Source organism: Pseudomonas muyukensis (assembly GCF_019139535.1).
GTDB classification, from domain to species: domain Bacteria; phylum Pseudomonadota; class Gammaproteobacteria; order Pseudomonadales; family Pseudomonadaceae; genus Aquipseudomonas; species Aquipseudomonas muyukensis.
This window is the reverse complement of record NZ_CP077073.1, coordinates 458385-474995: the sequence shown is the minus strand read 5'-3', so window position 1 is coordinate 474995 and position 16611 is coordinate 458385. Positions and strand designations below refer to the sequence as shown.

The window sequence follows — 16611 nt, the reverse complement described above, 5'->3', positions numbered from 1 at the left end:
AGGGGGCGCCTTTTCAACAATCAAAATTCGCAGTTAAGGGAAGCCGACATGCAGCTCAAAGACGCTCAGTTGTTCCGCCAGCAAGCCTTCATCAATGGTGAGTGGCTGGATGCGGACAGCGGCCAGACCATCAAGGTGACCAACCCGGCCACCGGTGAAGTGATCGGCAGCGTGCCGAAGATGGGCGCCGCCGAGACCCGCCGCGCCATCGAGGCCGCCGACAAGGCCCTGCCGGCCTGGCGCGCACTGACCGCCAAGGAGCGTGCCGGCAAGCTGCGCCGCTGGTTCGAGCTGATGATCGAGCACCAGGACGACCTGGCCCGCCTGATGACCACCGAGCAAGGCAAGCCACTGGCCGAAGCCAAGGGCGAAATCGCCTACGCCGCCTCGTTCATCGAGTGGTTCGCCGAGGAAGCCAAGCGCGTCTACGGCGACGTCATTCCGGGCCACCAGCCAGACAAGCGCCTGATCGTCATCAAGCAGCCGATCGGCGTTACCGCCGCCATCACCCCATGGAACTTCCCGGCCGCGATGATCACCCGTAAAGCCGGCCCGGCCCTGGCCGCCGGTTGCACCATGGTGCTCAAGCCTGCTTCGCAGACCCCGTACTCCGCCCTGGCCCTGGTCGAACTGGCGACCCGCGCCGGGATCCCGGCTGGCGTGCTCAGCGTGATCACCGGCAGCGCCGGCGAAGTCGGCAGCGAGCTGACCGGCAACTCGCTGGTACGCAAGCTGTCCTTCACCGGCTCGACCGAAATTGGTCGCCAGCTGATGGAAGAGTGCGCCAAGGACATCAAGAAGGTTTCCCTGGAGCTGGGCGGCAACGCGCCGTTCATCGTGTTCGACGACGCCGACCTGGACAAGGCGGTCGAGGGCGCGATCATCTCCAAGTACCGCAACAACGGCCAGACCTGCGTCTGCGCCAACCGCATCTACGTGCAGGATGGCGTCTACGACGCGTTCGCCGAGAAGCTCAAGGCCGCTGTGGCCAAGCTCAAGATCGGCAACGGCCTGGAAGAAGGCACCACCACTGGCCCGCTGATCGACGGCAAGGCTGTCGCCAAGGTCCAGGAGCACATCGAGGACGCGGTATCCAAGGGCGCCAAGGTGCTGTCCGGCGGCAAGCTGATCGAAGGCAACTTCTTCGAGCCGACCATCCTGGTCGACGTGCCGAAGACCGCTGCCGTGGCCAAGGAAGAGACCTTCGGCCCACTGGCGCCGCTGTTCCGCTTCAAGGACGAGGCCGAAGTCATCGCCATGTCCAACGACACCGAGTTCGGCCTGGCGTCGTACTTCTATGCCCGCGACATGAGCCGCGTGTTCCGTGTCGCCGAAGCCCTGGAATACGGCATGGTCGGCATCAACACCGGCCTGATCTCCAACGAAGTCGCGCCGTTCGGCGGCATCAAGGCCTCGGGCCTGGGCCGCGAAGGTTCCAAGTACGGTATCGAGGACTACCTCGAGATCAAATACCTGTGCATCAGCGTCTGATCGCCAGGTAAACGGTTTTACCTCTGCCAGCGGGGCGCGAGAGCGACGCCTCGCTGGCCTTTTTGACATAGCGGTACCCGGTGGCCAGGGCATTCGTGGCAGTCGATCAACGAATACTGTGCGCGCATGCGTCCAGCCACCCCCGAATAAAAGCGCCTGGAATGGGCGCAATTGAGGGCACTATGAGCAAGACCAACGAATCCTTGATGCAACGTCGTGTCGCCGCCGTCCCGCGTGGTGTTGGCCAAATTCACCCGATCTTCGTCGATACCGCGAAGAACTCGACGGTGATCGACGTTGAAGGCCGCGAACTGATCGACTTCGCCGGCGGCATCGCCGTACTCAACACCGGCCACCTGCACCCGAAAGTGGTTGCCGCGGTGCAAGAGCAACTGACCAAGGTCAGCCACACCTGCTTCCAGGTGCTGGCCTACGAGCCCTACGTCGAGCTGTGCGAGAAGATCAACAAGCTGGTCCCAGGCAACTTCGACAAGAAGACCCTGCTGGTGACCACCGGCTCCGAAGCCGTTGAGAACGCCGTGAAGATCGCCCGTGCCGCCACTGGCCGTGCCGGCGTGATCGCCTTCACCGGCGGCTACCACGGTCGCACCATGATGACCCTGGGCCTGACCGGCAAGGTCGTGCCGTACTCCGCCGGCATGGGCCTGATGCCAGGCGGCATCTTCCGCGCCCTGTTCCCGAGCGAACTGCACGGCATCAGCGTCGACGACGCCATCGCCTCGGTCGAGCGTATCTTCAAGAACGACGCCGAGCCGCGCGACATCGCCGCGATCATCCTCGAGCCAGTCCAGGGCGAAGGCGGCTTCCTGCCGGCGCCGAAAGAACTGATGCAGCGCCTGCGCGCACTGTGCGACCAGCACGGCATCCTGCTGATCGCCGACGAAGTACAGACCGGCGCTGGCCGTACCGGTACCTTCTTCGCCATGGAGCAGATGGGCGTCGCGCCCGACCTGACCACCTTCGCCAAGTCCATCGCCGGCGGCTTCCCGCTGGCCGGTGTGTGCGGCAAGGCCGAGTACATGGATGCCATCGCCCCAGGTGGCCTGGGTGGCACCTACGCCGGCTCGCCGATCGCTTGCGCCGCGGCCCTGGCCGTGATCGAAGTGTTCGAGCAAGAGAAGCTGCTGGACCGCAGCAAGGCGGTCGGCGAGCGCCTGACCACCGGCCTGCGTGAAATCCAGAAGAAGCACCCGATCATCGGCGACGTCCGTGGTCTGGGCTCGATGATCGCGGTGGAAGTGTTCGAGAAGGGCAGCCATACCCCGAACGCCGCCGCCGTTGCCCAAGTGGTCGCGAAGGCGCGCGACAAGGGCCTGATCCTGCTGTCTTGTGGCACCTATGGCAACGTCCTGCGGATCCTGGTGCCGCTGACTGCCGAAGACGCGCTGCTGGACAAAGGCCTGGCCATCATCGAAGAGTGCTTCGCCGAACTGGCCTGAAACATGTGACACGCTGCAGAAAAAACCCGCCTCGGCGGGTTTTTTTGTGCCCTTCGCAGGCATCAGGCGCTAAGGTTGTACGAGGAATCCGTGGAAGCTGCGATGGATCGCGCGTCATTTTCTGGAGACTCGCTCATGAGCGCTGCCGACCCCCTACCCCCTTGCGTGCTGATTGCCGAGGGCGACCCCTGGGTACGCGACATGCTTAGCGAAATGCTGCTCAGCGTGCGCTGCGATGCGCGCTTGCAGGTTTGCGCCGATGGCTCGCAGGCGCTGAACGCGCTGGCGAGCAAGCCTGACCTGATCATCGCCGCCCGCGAACTCGCCGGCCTCGATGGCCTCGACCTGCTGCGCAAGGTGCGCGCCAAGGGCGACAGGCCTGGATTGCCCTTCATCCTCATGAGCGACCGCACCGACAGCGCCAGCGTGCGCGAGGCCGTGCCGCTGCAGCCCACGGCGTACCTGAGCAAGCCGCTCGACCTGGGCAACCTGCGCAAGCGCCTGGAAAACCTGCTGCTGGCAGTGGGCGAGCAGATCGCCTGCCCTGTGCCGCCGCTGCAGCCCGGCGTGCAATTGCCGGCCTACCTCGAGCAGCGTCGCGCCACGGCCGACGGTGGCCCGCTGTTCGCCGACGTGCAGGTGGCGGTCAAGCGCGCGCTCAACCCCCAGGGGCTGAACCTCAAGGTGCTCGAGGAGGAGGTGCGCAACGACCCGCAGATCACCGGTGTGCTGATCGCCGCCGCCAACAGCGCCGCGCTGCACCGCGAGGCGCCAGTGCAGACCTTGCTGCAGGCGCTGAACAAGCTCGGCAGCACCCAGAGCATGAACCTCATCCTCGGCCTGACCCTCAAGCGCAGCGCGCGCCTTAGCGACCCGCTGCTGGCCCGGCATGCCGCGCATTACTGGAACCTGTCACTGCACACCGCCGAATATGCCCGCACCCTGGCGCGCCTGCTCGAGGTCGACGAGGCGCTCTGCTATTGCGCAGGGCTGCTGCATTGCCTGGGCGACCTGGCCGTGTTGCGCACGCTGCAGGAGTGGCGCCTGGCAGGTGGGGAGCTGGACGAGGACCAGGTGCAGCTGTCGCTCAACGAATTCGGCGCGCCGTTCGGCTCGGCGTTGCGCACCCGCTGGCGTCTGCCGCTGAACCTGCGCGAGCTGATCGCGGCGGTGTACCAGCTGGGTGGTGGCGTGTATTCCCGCGAGATACTGGCGATGAACCTGGCAGGCCAGCTGGCCGCGCTCAAGCCCAGCCAGGGGCTGGAGAAGGTGGCCGCCAGCAAGACCGCGCGGTTGCTCAAGCTTGGCCTGCCGGAGCTGTCGCGGCTGCGCAAGGTCGACCCTGAGGCACTGGCGCGGGAGCAGGCCGAGCGTGAGGCCGCAGAAGCTGCCGAGCGCGAGCTGGAGGCCGGCCCGGGCGCGGCGCCGGCTGCCGCTGGCGAGCCGACAGAGGACGGCGCGCGCCAGGGCTGATCTGGCGGCCGGCGGGGTCGTATCAGGCTTGGGATCGGTCCTACAGGTATTGCGGACGGTTGTTCGTATCCAGGGAAGCCCTTCAGGCGTAGTTTTCCAGCCACTCCCCCAACGGAATGGCAGGAAGGCTGCAGATGAGCGCCTATAACTATCCCGGCCTGCGTTACCAGGTCTATCGATCCAACGCGCGAAAGCTTGCCCATGCAGCGTTGCGCACCGGGCCTGTATCCAGGCCTGGGTTTGACGTCGAGGAAGTGGGCTTCGAACCCATTGGGCACAGGGCTGTCGCAGCTTTCCAGCTATGGGGCGAGCAGGCACACCAATTCCCCTGGGAAGAGCTGCCGCATTGGACGGATTGTGATCGTAGGGGTTTCGACTTGGCGTTGTGGTCCGCCCGCGAGCTCTGTGGCCTGTGCTACGCCAGCCCCCGGCAAAGCAGGTGTTGTATCAAGATCATCCTGCTGGAGGGCAAGCCTGGGCCTGCGAACCCACTGAGGGGGCTGGTGGCAACACTGTCGTTGCTGGCGGTGGCGGAGTATGCACGGATGCTCAAGTGCTCGCGAATCGAGGTTCAGCAACCGGACCAGGGGGCCGAACCCCTGTACCAGTCGCTTGGTTTCGTTCGTGATCGGGCCGGCAATCTCGCGATCCCTGTTGCAGCCATGGGCCTGCAACCTACTTTCCACATATCGGAGGTGCACATGAGCTATTCAAAAGAGGCCAGAAAGGCTGCTCTGATCAAGCGCTACACCGCTCAGGCTATCGCTTTGGCGGGTGAAATCACCGATCAGCAGCGACACTTTCTCGAAGTCGGTTTCAGGGAGGGGCGGGAAAAAGAGCCTGAAGGGATACTGGCTGGGCCACGTAGTGGCCCGATCGATTACGAGTGGGCCTCCCAGTGAACTGCAGCTATGGCTTGCGCTTGGCGCGATCAGCCTTTCACGATCTGGTTCTTGCCTTGGCGCTTGGCGCGGTACATCGCCGCGTCCGCCCGGGCGAACAGACTATCCAGGCTTTCATCCTCATCCATTAGGCCGGTCAGCCCTTGGCTCACGGTAACCCCGTAGGTGTGTTCGCCATGACTGAAGCTCAGGCGTTGAATCTCCCGCTGCAAGCGTTCGGCGATCTGTTCGGCGACTTGGGCGGTACAGCCTGGGAACACCGCGGCGAACTCCTCGCCACCGATGCGCCCGAACAGGTCGCCACGCCGTAGCACGGCCTTGCCGCTGTCGGCGATACGCTGCAACACCTGGTCGCCTTCCTGGTGGCCATAGCTGTCGTTGATCTGTTTGAAATCATCGATATCCAACAGCAGGAACGCCATCGGCGTGCCGTCCTCGCGCGCGCTGTCGAAGGCTTGCTGGGCGCACTCGAAAAAGTGCCGACGGTTGCTGCTCTGGGTGAGCACGTCGGTGGTGGCCAGGCGTTGCAGTTCGCCTTCGAGCTGCTTCTTTTCGGTGATGTCCTCGGCGATGCCAACGATGATCACCCGTTGATCGCCTTCGCGCTGCTGGTTGATGTAGCACTTGTCGCTGAGCCAGCGCACTTCACCGGCAGCGTTGAGGATGCGGTACTCACGATCCTCGACGGTACCTTTTACCAGCACCTGGGCCAGGCTGCGCTCGGCGTACTCCAGGTCGTCCGGGTAAATGGCGTCGCGCCACTCGTTGTAATCGGCCAACACCAGGCTGGCGGGGCGGCCGAAAATGCGCTCGTAGGCGGGGCTGACATAGAGCACCTGACGGGTTTCCCAATCGAAGGCCCAGAGTACGGCATTGACGCTGTCCAGCAGCGAGCTGTACAGCTGCTCGCGCTCGCTCAGGCGCGCCACCTCGCCTTGGGCATGCAGCAAGGCGAGGAGGGTCTGGGCGGCTTCGGGTCGGGCACGGCCCGCATGCGTGGGTGGGAGGTCTTTGGCCATGAGCACGGAACGGTTCTCGACGATGGGCGTGCGGCCACGGACCGGCCCGCCACGCGGGCGATATGCCGAATTTGAGTCGGATCAATGGGCGGAAGTTCCGGTGGGCATGCCCCGTTGCGGGGCATGCCGATCAACGGCGGTCAGGCGCCGCTGGGGCGCAGCGAGTAGGTCTTGAGCTGCTCGGCGAAGTCACGCAGCGATTGGATACCGCTGGCCTCGGCCTCGTGTACCCAGTCTTTCATGGCCGCGAGCATGTCGTGGCCGTTGGCGCTGGTACGTGCCCAGATCTGCTGCAGCGCCAGGCGCTTTTCATAGATGGTCTTCAGTGCCTGGCTGTGGGCCAGCATCGATTCGATGCGCACGTGGTGCCGGTCCTGCAGCAGGCTGGTTTCCCGCGACAGCAGGCGCTTGGCGCGGCGGAAGCGGTGGCGCACCGAGGCGTCGACCTTGTCCAGCTCCTGCTTGACCAACGGGCCGATCACCAGCTTGCGGTACTGGGCCATGATCTGGAAGCGGTTGTTGAGGATGGCCATGGCGGTGTCCATGTCCAGCGAGGCCTTGCCTTCGACCCGGTGGGCGATGGGCGCGACGCGCTGCACCTTGGCCAGGCGCAGCAGGCTCAGCAGGCGGATCCACATCCAGCCCATGTCGAATTCCCAGCGGCGTACCGAAAGCTTGGCCGAGTTGGGGTAGGTGTGGTGGTTGTTGTGCAGCTCCTCGCCGCCAATGATGATGCCCCAGGGCACCAGGTTGGTGGCGGCGTCGCGGCACTCGAAGTTGCGGTAGCCGACCGCGTGGCCCAGGCCGTTGACCACGCCGGCGGCCCAGAAGGGTATCCACATCATCTGGATGGCCCAGATGGTGATGCCGATCGTGCCGAACAGCAGCAGGTCGATGACCGCCATCAGGGCGATGCCGCCAAGCTTGTAGCGGCTGTAGAGGTTGCGCTCGATCCAGTCATCCGGGCAGTTCTTGCCATAGATGCGCAGGGTTTCCTCGTTGCGCGCCTCGGCGCGGTACAGCTCGGCGCCCTTGCGCAGCACCGTGCCCAGGCCCTTGTGCAGCGGGCTGTGCGGGTCGTCCGGGGTTTCGCACTTGGCGTGATGCTTGCGGTGGATGGCGGTCCACTCGCGGGTGTTCTGCGCCGTGGTCAGCCACAGCCAGAAACGGAAGAAATGCTTGAGGCCCGCGTTCAGCTCCAGGGCACGGTGGGCCGAGTAGCGGTGCAGGTAGATGGTGACGCTGACGATGGTGACATGGGTCAGCAGCAAGGTGACGGCGACCAGTTGCCAGGCCGACAAGTCGAGTAAACCGTAGTACCACATAACGGGAAAGACCCTCGGAAAACAGGGGGAACAGCGCTCGCATTATCCCTTGGCGGGGAAATAAAACCAGTCGCCCTTTTTGATAGGAGGTCACAGGGTGTTTCAGCCCTTATAATGCCCCTTCATTTTTCATGGGCTCATCCACCCGACATGTCTGTTTCCGTTCGCGACGCCTTGCGCATGGCCGGGCTCTACGTGGTGCTTTCGATCCTCTGGCTGGTGCTGTCGGAACTGGTTCTGCACGGCATGACCGAGGACCCGCTGGCGCTCACCGTAGGGCGGCAGATCAACGTGGTGGTCTGGGTGTTGCTCAGCGCCTTGCTGATTTTTGTCTCGCGCGCCCGGCTGCTGAACTTCATCGGCATCGGCGCGCGCCTGCGCAGCGAGGACCGCGAGCGCCTGCGCATGGCCGCGGCGGTGTTCGACAGCACCCTGGAAGGGGTGTTGGTCACCGACCGCAATGGCCTGATCGTGCACGTCAACCGGGCCTTCATGCGCATCACCGGCTATCAGCAGGACGAGGTCATCGGCCAGCGCCCGAGCAAGTTCAAGTCTGGCCGCCATGGCGCGCCGTTCTACCAGCAGATCTACGCCACCCTGGCCGACAAGGGCGAGTGGAGCGGGGAGATCTGGAACCGCCGCAAGAGCGGCGAAATCTACCCGCAATGGCAGACGATCTGCGCCATTCGCGACGACAGCGGCGCGCTCAGCCACTACGTGGCGGTGTTCAGCGACATCAGCGCGATCAAGCATAGCGAGGAAGAACTGGCCTACCTCGCCCACCATGACCCGCTGACTGGCCTGCCCAATCGGCTGTTGTTCAATGACCGGGTCGAGCAGGCCTTGGCCGCGGCGCAGGCCAACAAGCGCGGCTGCGCGCTGCTGCTGCTCGACCTCGACCACTTCCAGAGCATCAACGACGGCCTTGGCCATACCATTGGCGACCAGTTGCTCAAGCTGGTGGGCGAGCGCCTGCGCGAGGTGCTGGGCAACGGCGTGACCCTGGCGCGCCTGGGCGGCGACGAGTTCGGCGTGCTGGCCGAGAACTGCCAGCAGGTCGGCCATGCCGGCAAGCTGGCGCAGACCATCATCGAGCGCTTGAAAGAACCCTTCTGTTTCGAGGGCAACCGCCTGTTCATCAGTGTCAGCATCGGTATCAGCCTGTTCCCCAGCGATGCCCTGAGTGGCGAACAACTGCTGCGCAATGCCGATTCGGCGCTGTTCAAGGCCAAGAGCAACGGCCGCGCCTGCTATGCGTTGTACACCGAGGAACTCACCGCCCACGCCCAGCAGCGGGTCGAGACGGCCGGCGAATTGCGCCGTGCCCTGGAGCAGCAAGAGCTGCGGGTGTTCTTCCAGCCGGTGCACGACCTGTTCACCGCGCGCATGGTCGGGGTCGAGGCCTTGGTGCGCTGGCAGCACCCCCAGCGTGGCCTGGTGCCGCCCGGGGAGTTCATCCCCATCGCCGAGCGCACCGGGCTGATCGCCGAGATCGACGCCTGGGTGCTGCGCCAGGCCTGCCGGCAGATGGTGCAGTGGCAGACCGAAGGGCGGCAGTTGGCCTTCGTCGCGGTGAACATCTCCAGCCGCCTGTTCAGCCAGCGCGACCTGTACCGGCAAGTGGCCGATGTGCTGCACGACAGCGGCCTGGATCCGGCGCTGCTGGAGCTGGAAGTGACCGAAAGCGCGGTGATGGAAGACCCTGAAGTGGCACTGGAGCAGCTGCACCGCCTGCGCGAGCTGGGCTTGAGCCTGGCCATCGACGATTTCGGCACGGGCTATTCGTCGTTGCTGCGGCTCAAGCGCCTGCCGGTGCAGAAGCTCAAGATCGATCAGGGTTTCGTTGCCGGGCTGCCGTTGGACGATGACGATATCGCCATCGTCCGGGTGATTATCGCCCTGGCCCGGAGCATGGGCATGCAGGTGCATGCCGAGGGTATCGAGCAGGCCGAGCAGGCGCGCTTCCTGCTGGAGCAGCAGTGCCAGCTGGGGCAGGGGTACTGGTTTGGCAGGCCGGTGCCGGCGGCGCAGCTGCATTGGGGCTGAGCCTTGCGCATAGCGTTGTAGGAGCGGCCTTGCCGAGGCGTCGGGCCGGTCGGCAAGGCGCGCAAAGCGGCCCCAGGATTTCAGCGTTGATGCAAAGATCGCTGGGGCCGCTTTGCGGCCCTTTCCGACCGGTCCGACGCCTCGGCAAGGCCGCTCCTACACCGGTAATCTTCAACGTTTGTTCAAGCTTTTGGCCAGACGATCGCCACCCAGCTGGATCACCGCCACCAACGCCACCAGCATCACGATCACGGTCAGCATGATCTGGCTGTCGAAGCGCTGGTAGCCATAGCGATAGGCGATATCCCCCAGGCCGCCGGCGCCGATCGCCCCGGCCATGGCCGATGAGTTGATCAAGGTCACCAGGGTGATGGTGAAGCCGCCGACGATCCCCGGCAGCGCCTCGGGCAGCAACACGTGCCAGACGATGTGCCAGCGCCGGCAGCCCATGGCCTGGGCCGCCTCGACCAGCCCATGGTCGACCTCGCGCAGGCTGACCTCGGCGATTCGCGCGAAGAACGGTGTCGCGGCGATGGTCAATGGCACCACCGCGGCCCATACGCCGTAGGTGGTGCCAACCACCAGGCGGGTGAAGGGGATCAGCGCGACCATCAGGATCAGGAACGGGATCGAACGGAACAGGTTGACGATGGCGCCCAGCACCCGGTTCAGCGCCGCGGCCTCGAAGATCCCGCCCTTGTCGCTGGTCACCAGCAGCACCGCCATCGGCACGCCGATGATCAACGCCACCAGCGACGACACGCCGACCATCAGCAAGGTGTCGAGCAGGCCTTGCAGCAAGCGATCAATCCACATGGCCCAGCACCTCCACATCCGCAGCCCAGCGACGGGCGCGTTCCAGCAATTGACGGGTGTCCAGCGGCGAGCCGCGCACGGACAGGACCAGTTGCCCCACGGCATGCTCGCCGATGGTCTCGATGCCGCCCTGCAGCAGGCGCACCCGCCCACCCAGGTCAGCGAACAGGGCGCTCAGTTCCGGCTCGCCGACCAGGCCGAGCTTGAGTACCACGGCCGCATCACGGCTGGCGGGGCTGGCGCGCAGGCTGGCTTGCAATGCCTCGGGGAGCCGCGCCTGCAAGGGTGCCAGCAGCGTGTGAGTCACCTCATGGCGCGGTGCGCCGAACACCTGCCAGACTTCGCCCTGCTCGACCACTTCGCCGCGCTCCAGCACCACCACGCGGTGGCAGATATCGCGGATCACCGCCATCTCGTGGGTGATCAGCACCACCGTCAGGCCCAGGCGCCGGTTGATGTCGCGCAGCAGTTCAAGGATCGAGGCGGTGGTTTCCGGGTCCAGCGCCGACGTGGCCTCATCGCACAGCAGAATCTCAGGGTCGTGCACCAGCGCCCGGGCGATACCGACCCGCTGTTTCTGCCCACCCGACAGTTGTGCCGGGTAGACATGCTGTTTCTCCGCCAGCCCGACCAGCGCCAGCAGCTCGCGCACCTTGCGCTGGCGCTCGGCCTTGGCGACGCCGGCCACCTTCAACGGCAGCTCGACGTTCTGCCACACGGTCTTGGCCGACATGAGGTTGAAGTGCTGGAAGATCATGCCGATGCGCCGGCGCAGGGCCACCAGGCGGTCCTCGTCGAACGGCGCGATATCCACCTGGTCGATCAGTACCCGGCCCTGGCTGGGCTGTTCCAGGCGGTTGATGGTGCGCAGCAGCGACGACTTGCCGGCGCCACTGCGGCCGATGATGCCGAAAATTTCGCCGCGGCGAATGTTCAGGTCGATGCCGTGCAGCGCGGGCTGGGCCTGGCCTGGGTAGGTCTTGCCCAGGCCGATGAAGCGCACGTGGGCCTGGCTCACGTCCGGGCGCAGAGTCTGCTCCGTGGCCTTGTGCGGTTCGACGGGGGGGACGGGCGCCCTGAGGGCGCTGGCCTGGGCCATGTCAGCCTTCCCAACCGGCCTGGTAGAGCTTGCCGTGGGCCTTGTCCAGGGCGGCGCGCACGGCGGGCGAGTGCTGGTAGATGTCGACGAACTTGGCCAGGCGCGGGTCGTTCTTCTCCTGCGGGCGGATCACGAACTGGATCACGTATTCCTTGTTCTCCAGGCCGTCGAACAGCAGCGCCGAGGTGGCGTCGAAGCTATTGGCCAGGCGGATGTAGGCCGGGTAGCCCTGGACCAGGTCGGCGTCGTCATAGGCGCGCACCAGCTGTACCGCCTCGACCTGGAGAATCTTGATCTTCCTGGGGTTGGCGACGATGTCATCCTCGGTGGCCTTGTAGCCCACGCCCGGCTTGAGGGTGATCAACCCGGCCTTGGCCAGCAACTGCAGGCCTCGGCCACTGTTGATCGGGTCGTTGGCGATGGCCACGCTGGCGCCTTCGGGCAGCTCGGCGAAGCTTTTGTAGCGCTTCGAGTAGAGGCCGACGTTGTTGATGATCCCCGGCGCGTAGGGCACCAGGTTGAAACCGGCGGCGGCCTTGGCATTCTCCAGGAAGGGGATGTGCTGGAAGTAGTTCACGTCGATGTCGCCGCTGTTGAGGCTGACGTTCGGTGCGATCCAGTCGCTGAACTCGATCAATTTCACGTCCAGGCCTTGCTTGTGGGCCTCTTCCACAGCGGCTTCCAGTGGGATGGCGAAGGCGGCGGTGGTGCCGATCTTCAGCGGCTCGGCGGCGAGGGCGGTGGCGCACAGGCCCAGGCCCAGGGCGATGGCCGCGACGGGCCGGAACAGTTTCTCAAGCATGGTGCAGGGCTCCAGTCGGGGCAGGGACAGGTGGGTTGCGATAGGCGGCGCCGGGGTGGTCGGCGGGCAGGTGGGCGTGGGGTGTGGCGAACAGCTTCTGGCGCAGGCTGCCCTGGGCGTAGGCGGTCTTGTAGCGGCCGCGGCGTTGCAGTTCCGGGATCACCAGGTCGATGAAGTCCTCGTAGCTCTCCGGGGTGACGGTGCGCGCCAGGTTGAAGCCGTCCAGGCCGGTTTCGTCGATCCAGGCGATCAGTTGCTCGGCCACTTGTTCCGGGGCGCCGACCAGGGTCACGTAGCGCCCGCCCAGGGCGTGTTGTTCGAGCAGGCGGCGACGGGTCCAGGCGTTGTCCTGCAACTGGCGGGTGGCGGATTGGATGGCGTTGCCTTTGGCGAAACCGATGGGCTCGTCCAGTTCGTAGCGTGAGAAGTCGATGCCGGTGGAGCTGGCGAAGTGCGCCACGCCGGCCTCGGCGCTGGCGTGGCGCAGGTACTCGGCATGCTTGGCGCGAGCCTGCTGCTCGGTCGGGGCGACGATCACGGTGAGGCCCATGAACACCTTCACCGCCTGGGGATCGCGCCCGGCCGCCTTGGCCGCTGCGCGCACCTTGTCGACCTGGGCGCGGGTGGACGGCTTGTCCTGGCCGCCGATGAACACGCATTCGGCATGGTTGCCGGCGAACGCCAGGCCGCGCGCCGAACTGCCCGCCTGGAACAGCACCGGGGTGCGCTGGGGCGAGGGTTCGCACAGGTGATAGCCCTCGACCTTGTAGAACTCACCGTGGTGCTCGACCTTGCGCACCTTGTCCGGACGCGCATACACGCGCTGTTCGCGGTCGGCGATCACGGCGTCGTCGTCCCAGCTGCCTTCGAGCAACTTGTACAGCACCTGCAGGTATTCGTCGGCCTGGTCGTAGCGGCGGTCATGCTCGGGTTGCTGTTCCAGGCCCATGGCCCGGGCGGCGCTGTCGAGGTAGCCGGTGACGATATTCCAGCCGACTCGGCCGTTGCTCAGGTGATCGAGGGTGGAGAGGCGCCGGGCGAACAGGTACGGCGCCTCGTAGGTCAGGTTGGCGGTGAGGCCGAAGCCCAGGTGCCGGGTCACTGCGGCCATGGCCGAGACCAGCAGCAGTGGGTCGTTGACCGGTAGCTGGATGGCCTCTTTCAGCGGCACCTGCACCGACTGCCCGTACACGTCGTAGGTGCCGACGATGTCGGCGATGAACAGGCCGTCGAACAGCCCGCGTTCCAGCAGGCGGGCGAGGTCGGTCCAGTATTCCAGGGTCTTGTACTGGGTCGAGGTGTCCCGTGGGTGGGTCCACAGGCCATGGTTGATGTGCCCGATGCAGTTCATGTTGAAGGCGTTGAGCAGGATCTGGCGGGCCATCAGATGGTCCCCCGGCGCGGCGGCTTCTCGTCGTTGAGGTAGTAGTTGCCGATGGCGTGGTACTTCCAGCGCACCGGGTCGTGCAGGGTGTGGACGCGGGCGTTGCGCCAGTGGCGGTCGAGGTTGTGCTCGGCCAGGGTGGCCTGGCTGCCGGCCAGCTCGAACAGGGTGGTGCCAGCGGCGAGCGAGATCTCGGTGCTGATCGCCCGCGCCTCGGCCACGGCGATGGAGGCGGCGGCCAGGGTCTCGGCGTTGCTGTCGGCCTGGGCGAGGTCGAGGATTTCCCCGGCGCGCTCGAGCAGGGCTTCGGCGGCGTGCAGGCGGATCGCCAGGTGGCCGAAGCTTTTCAGGGTCAGCGGGTCGTCGCTGGCCTTGTCCAGGCCGGAATCGATCCACGGCCGGCTGCGGGTGCGCACGAAGTGCAGGGCGTCCTCGAAGGCGGCGCGGGCGATGCCGGTGTCGATGGCGGCGTGGAGGATCTGCGCCAGCGGGCCGACCGTGGTCGGGCGATCGAAGGCGCTCTGGAACGGCACCACGTCCTCGGCGCGGACGAACACATTGTCGAACACCACCGAGCCACTGCCGGTGGTGCGCTGGCCGAAGCCGCTCCAGTCGTCGATCACCTCGATCCCCGGGGTGTCGGCGGGCACGAAGGCCAGGTGTGAAACCCCCTGTTCGTCGATCACCAGGGTCGGGATGCGTTGGGCGTAGAGGGCGCCAGTGCAGTAGAACTTGCGGCCATCGATACGGTAATGGTCGCCATCGCGGGTCAGGCGGGTGGTGCGTTCATGGGCGTTCCTGGTGCCGATCTCGGCCAGGGCGTTGCCGAAGCGGCGGCCGGCGAGGACTTCGGCATACAAGCGTTTCTGTTGTGCCGGGGTGCCGTTCACCCGCAGCACTTCCAGGGCGTAGAAGTGGTTCTGCGGGATCTGCCCGAGCGAGGCGTCGGCCTGGGCGATGCGGGCGATGACCTTGGCCAGGGTGGCGCTGGAGACGCCGGCGCCGCCGAAGGCCTTGGGCACGCTGATGCCCCACAGGCCGGTCTGCACGAAATGGTCGAGTTCGGCGTGGGGCAGGCGGCGTTCGCGGTCACGCGCGGCGCTGTCGTGGCGCAGTGAATGGGCGATTTCTTCGGCGACGGCCAGGGCCTGGGCGTCGCTGGTGATGAGGGATGCAGTCATGGTGCTCTCCGCAGGGGCTGTTCGCCGGCAGGCCGGCTCCTACGGAGAGTGCGTAGGGGCCGGTTTGCTGGCGAAGGGCCTTGAATCAGATCCAGGAATGGCGGGCCGGCAGGGTGCCGTTGAGGTAGTAGGCGCCGACGGCGTGGTACTTCCAGCGCACCGGGTCGTGCAGGGTGTGCACCCTTGCGTTGCGCCAGTGCCGGTCGAGGTTGAACTCGGCCAGGCTGGCGCGGCTGCCGGCCAGCTCGAAGAGCTTCTCGCTGGCCTGCAAGGCGATCTCGGTGGTGAGCACCTTGGCCTCGGCCACGGCGATCGATGCCCGCGCGGCGGCGGCATCGTCGAGGGGCCCGGCGTTGACCTCGTCGAGCACCTTCGCGGCCTTGCGCAGCAGTGCTTCGGCGGCGTGCAGGTCGAGCTTGAGGCGGCCGATATCGGCGATCACATAGGGGTCGTCGCTGTTGCGCTCGACCTTGGCTTCGATCCACGGCCGCGATTTCTCGCGCACGAACTGGATTGCGTCGTCGATTGCGGCCTCGGCGATGCCGGCGTCGATGGCGGCCTGGATCAGTTGCGAGGCCGCGCCCTGGGTGCTGGGTTGTTCCCGATGGCGCCAGTTGTCGATGACCAGGTCGGCGTCCACCGGCACCTGGTCGAGCAGCACGGTGCCGCTGGCGGTGGTGCGCTGGCCGAAGCCGGACCAGTCGTCGACGATGCGCAGCCCCGGGCTGCCCCGGCGAACCAGCGCCAGGCGCTGGCGCCCCTCGTCGTCCAGGGCCTTGACCGCCACCCAGTGGGCGAACAGGGCGCCGGTGGAGTAGAACTTCTCGCCGCTGATGCGATAGCCATCGCCGTCGCGGGTGATGCGGGCCTTGAGTGTGAGCGTGTCCTTGGTGCCGCGTTCGGGCCCGGCATTGCCGATGCGCCAGCCGTCGAGCACGGCGCGCAAGACCGCTGCCTGCTGGGCTTCGGTGGCGGTCAGGCGGATCAGTTGCAGGATGCCGAACTGGTTTTGCGGAATCTGCCCCAGCGCCGGGTCGGCGGCGCTGATCAGGCGGAACACTTCGGCGATGGTGACGAACGACACCTCGGGGCCGCCATAGGCCTTGGGCACGCTGATGCTGCCCAGGCCGCTGCGGGTGAACTGTTCGATCTCGGCCCAGGGCAGCTTGCGTTGCTGGTCACGCTTGGCCGCCTGCTGGCGGGCCACCTCGGCCAGTTCGCGGGCGGCCTGCAGGGCCTCTGCGTCGTTGCGCAGCACCTTGGCCGGCAGCAGCGGCGGCGAGCTGTCGATATCGCTGTGGAGTCGGGTAGTTGGCTGGCTAGACATCAGTACCGCTCCTGGGCTGCACTCAATGCCCTGGCGTTGGCCACTGGGGTGATTGTGATCCTGACCATTCCTTACCTCACAAAGTGGAAAGCGTCGCCTCAGCTGACGGCGACAGACATTTGCTGGTCCGGTGGTCCGGTCGATATACCCTATTCGTTTAGAAAAAGTTTATGAACTACCGTTTAGGAATATGGATAGAAGTGTACCCGTCGTGGGAGCGGGCTAGCCCCGCGATTCAGGCGATGCGCCCACAGCTACTACGTCAACCTGTAGGAGCGGCCTTGTG

The 16611-nt window shown here is 65.8% G+C and carries 13 protein-coding genes; 5 read left to right on the top strand and 8 right to left on the bottom strand.

The window, feature by feature from the left end:
* The first annotated feature begins 48 nt into the window (after positions 1-48).
* From gabD to KSS95_RS24525, 4 genes are all read left to right on the top strand, one after another.
* The gene (gabD, locus tag KSS95_RS02205; protein ID WP_023632033.1) at positions 49-1491 is read left to right on the top strand and encodes an NADP-dependent succinate-semialdehyde dehydrogenase; all 1443 of its coding nucleotides are present in this window, start codon (positions 49-51) and stop codon (positions 1489-1491) included.
* Positions 1492-1673: 182 nt separating this feature from the next.
* Complete coding sequence (gene gabT / locus KSS95_RS02200; protein WP_217851257.1) at positions 1674-2951, top strand: 4-aminobutyrate--2-oxoglutarate transaminase; 1278 nt, start codon at positions 1674-1676, stop codon at positions 2949-2951.
* 135 nt (positions 2952-3086) lie between these two features.
* Positions 3087-4424, top strand: a complete 1338-nt coding sequence (locus tag KSS95_RS02195; RefSeq protein ID WP_225935554.1) for a response regulator — start codon at positions 3087-3089, stop codon at positions 4422-4424.
* Between the two features lie 134 nt (positions 4425-4558).
* A complete protein-coding gene (locus KSS95_RS24525) occupies positions 4559-5326 on the top strand; it encodes a hypothetical protein (RefSeq protein ID WP_225935553.1) in 768 nt (255 codons plus the stop codon).
* Positions 5327-5355: 29 nt separating this feature from the next.
* Here the strand turns inward: KSS95_RS24525 and KSS95_RS02185 are convergent, their stop codons facing one another.
* Together KSS95_RS02185 and desA are read right to left on the bottom strand one after the other, a co-directional pair.
* The gene (locus KSS95_RS02185) at positions 5356-6345 is read right to left on the bottom strand and encodes a GGDEF domain-containing protein (RefSeq protein ID WP_217851256.1); all 990 of its coding nucleotides are present in this window, start codon (positions 6343-6345) and stop codon (positions 5356-5358) included.
* A 140-nt stretch (positions 6346-6485) separates the two neighbouring features.
* Positions 6486-7670 carry a delta-9 fatty acid desaturase DesA gene (gene desA, locus KSS95_RS02180; RefSeq protein WP_217851254.1) on the bottom strand — a complete coding sequence of 395 codons (1185 nt, stop codon included), beginning with the start codon at positions 7668-7670 and terminating at the stop codon, positions 6486-6488.
* 150 nt (positions 7671-7820) lie between these two features.
* On the opposite strand from desA, the gene dibA reads away from it, so the two are divergent.
* Entirely contained in the window at positions 7821-9716 is a 1896-nt protein-coding gene (dibA, locus tag KSS95_RS02175; RefSeq protein WP_217851253.1) for a phosphodiesterase DibA, read from the top strand.
* A 171-nt stretch (positions 9717-9887) separates the two neighbouring features.
* On the opposite strand, the gene KSS95_RS02170 is transcribed toward dibA, so the two are convergent.
* The 6 genes from KSS95_RS02170 to KSS95_RS02145 all read right to left on the bottom strand — a co-directional run bounded on the left by KSS95_RS02170 (position 9888) and on the right by KSS95_RS02145 (position 16325).
* The gene (locus KSS95_RS02170; RefSeq protein ID WP_217851251.1) at positions 9888-10532 is read right to left on the bottom strand and encodes a methionine ABC transporter permease; all 645 of its coding nucleotides are present in this window, start codon (positions 10530-10532) and stop codon (positions 9888-9890) included.
* Positions 10522-11631, bottom strand: coding sequence for a methionine ABC transporter ATP-binding protein (locus KSS95_RS02165; RefSeq protein ID WP_217851249.1), 1110 nt, complete (start codon positions 11629-11631; stop codon positions 10522-10524). Before KSS95_RS02165 ends, KSS95_RS02170 begins: the two co-directional genes overlap by 11 nt.
* Before the next feature lies 1 nt (position 11632).
* A complete protein-coding gene (locus KSS95_RS02160; protein WP_217851247.1) occupies positions 11633-12433 on the bottom strand; it encodes a MetQ/NlpA family ABC transporter substrate-binding protein in 801 nt (266 codons plus the stop codon).
* Positions 12426-13817, bottom strand: a complete 1392-nt coding sequence (locus KSS95_RS02155; RefSeq protein WP_217851245.1) for an LLM class flavin-dependent oxidoreductase — start codon at positions 13815-13817, stop codon at positions 12426-12428. The genes KSS95_RS02160 and KSS95_RS02155 overlap by 8 nt, the downstream gene beginning before the upstream one ends.
* On the bottom strand, positions 13817-14998 hold the full coding sequence (locus tag KSS95_RS02150; protein ID WP_217851243.1) for an SfnB family sulfur acquisition oxidoreductase: 1182 nt from the start codon (positions 14996-14998) through the stop codon (positions 13817-13819). The genes KSS95_RS02155 and KSS95_RS02150 overlap by 1 nt, the downstream gene beginning before the upstream one ends.
* Before the next feature lie 85 nt (positions 14999-15083).
* Entirely contained in the window at positions 15084-16325 is a 1242-nt protein-coding gene (locus tag KSS95_RS02145) for an SfnB family sulfur acquisition oxidoreductase (protein ID WP_217851241.1), read from the bottom strand.
* Positions 16326-16611: the final 286 nt, after the last annotated feature.

Excerpts from the sequence above, each read along its gene's own strand:
- desA (WP_217851254.1), bottom strand. The coding sequence starts at position 7,670 with ATGTGGTACTACGGTTTACTCGACTTGTCGGCCTGGCAACTGGTCGCC.
- KSS95_RS02150 (WP_217851243.1), bottom strand. The coding sequence starts at position 14,998 with ATGACTGCATCCCTCATCACCAGCGACGCCCAGGCCCTGGCCGTCGCC.
- KSS95_RS24525 (WP_225935553.1), top strand. The coding sequence starts at position 4,559 with ATGAGCGCCTATAACTATCCCGGCCTGCGTTACCAGGTCTATCGATCC.
- dibA (WP_217851253.1), top strand. The coding sequence starts at position 7,821 with ATGTCTGTTTCCGTTCGCGACGCCTTGCGCATGGCCGGGCTCTACGTG.
- KSS95_RS02160 (WP_217851247.1), bottom strand. The coding sequence starts at position 12,433 with ATGCTTGAGAAACTGTTCCGGCCCGTCGCGGCCATCGCCCTGGGCCTG.
- KSS95_RS02145 (WP_217851241.1), bottom strand. The coding sequence starts at position 16,325 with ATGTCTAGCCAGCCAACTACCCGACTCCACAGCGATATCGACAGCTCG.
- gabD (WP_023632033.1), top strand. The coding sequence starts at position 49 with ATGCAGCTCAAAGACGCTCAGTTGTTCCGCCAGCAAGCCTTCATCAAT.
- KSS95_RS02185 (WP_217851256.1), bottom strand. The coding sequence starts at position 6,345 with ATGGCCAAAGACCTCCCACCCACGCATGCGGGCCGTGCCCGACCCGAA.
- KSS95_RS02155 (WP_217851245.1), bottom strand. The coding sequence starts at position 13,817 with ATGGCCCGCCAGATCCTGCTCAACGCCTTCAACATGAACTGCATCGGG.
- KSS95_RS02195 (WP_225935554.1), top strand. The coding sequence starts at position 3,087 with ATGAGCGCTGCCGACCCCCTACCCCCTTGCGTGCTGATTGCCGAGGGC.
- KSS95_RS02170 (WP_217851251.1), bottom strand. The coding sequence starts at position 10,532 with ATGTGGATTGATCGCTTGCTGCAAGGCCTGCTCGACACCTTGCTGATG.
- gabT (WP_217851257.1), top strand. The coding sequence starts at position 1,674 with ATGAGCAAGACCAACGAATCCTTGATGCAACGTCGTGTCGCCGCCGTC.
- KSS95_RS02165 (WP_217851249.1), bottom strand. The coding sequence starts at position 11,631 with ATGGCCCAGGCCAGCGCCCTCAGGGCGCCCGTCCCCCCCGTCGAACCG.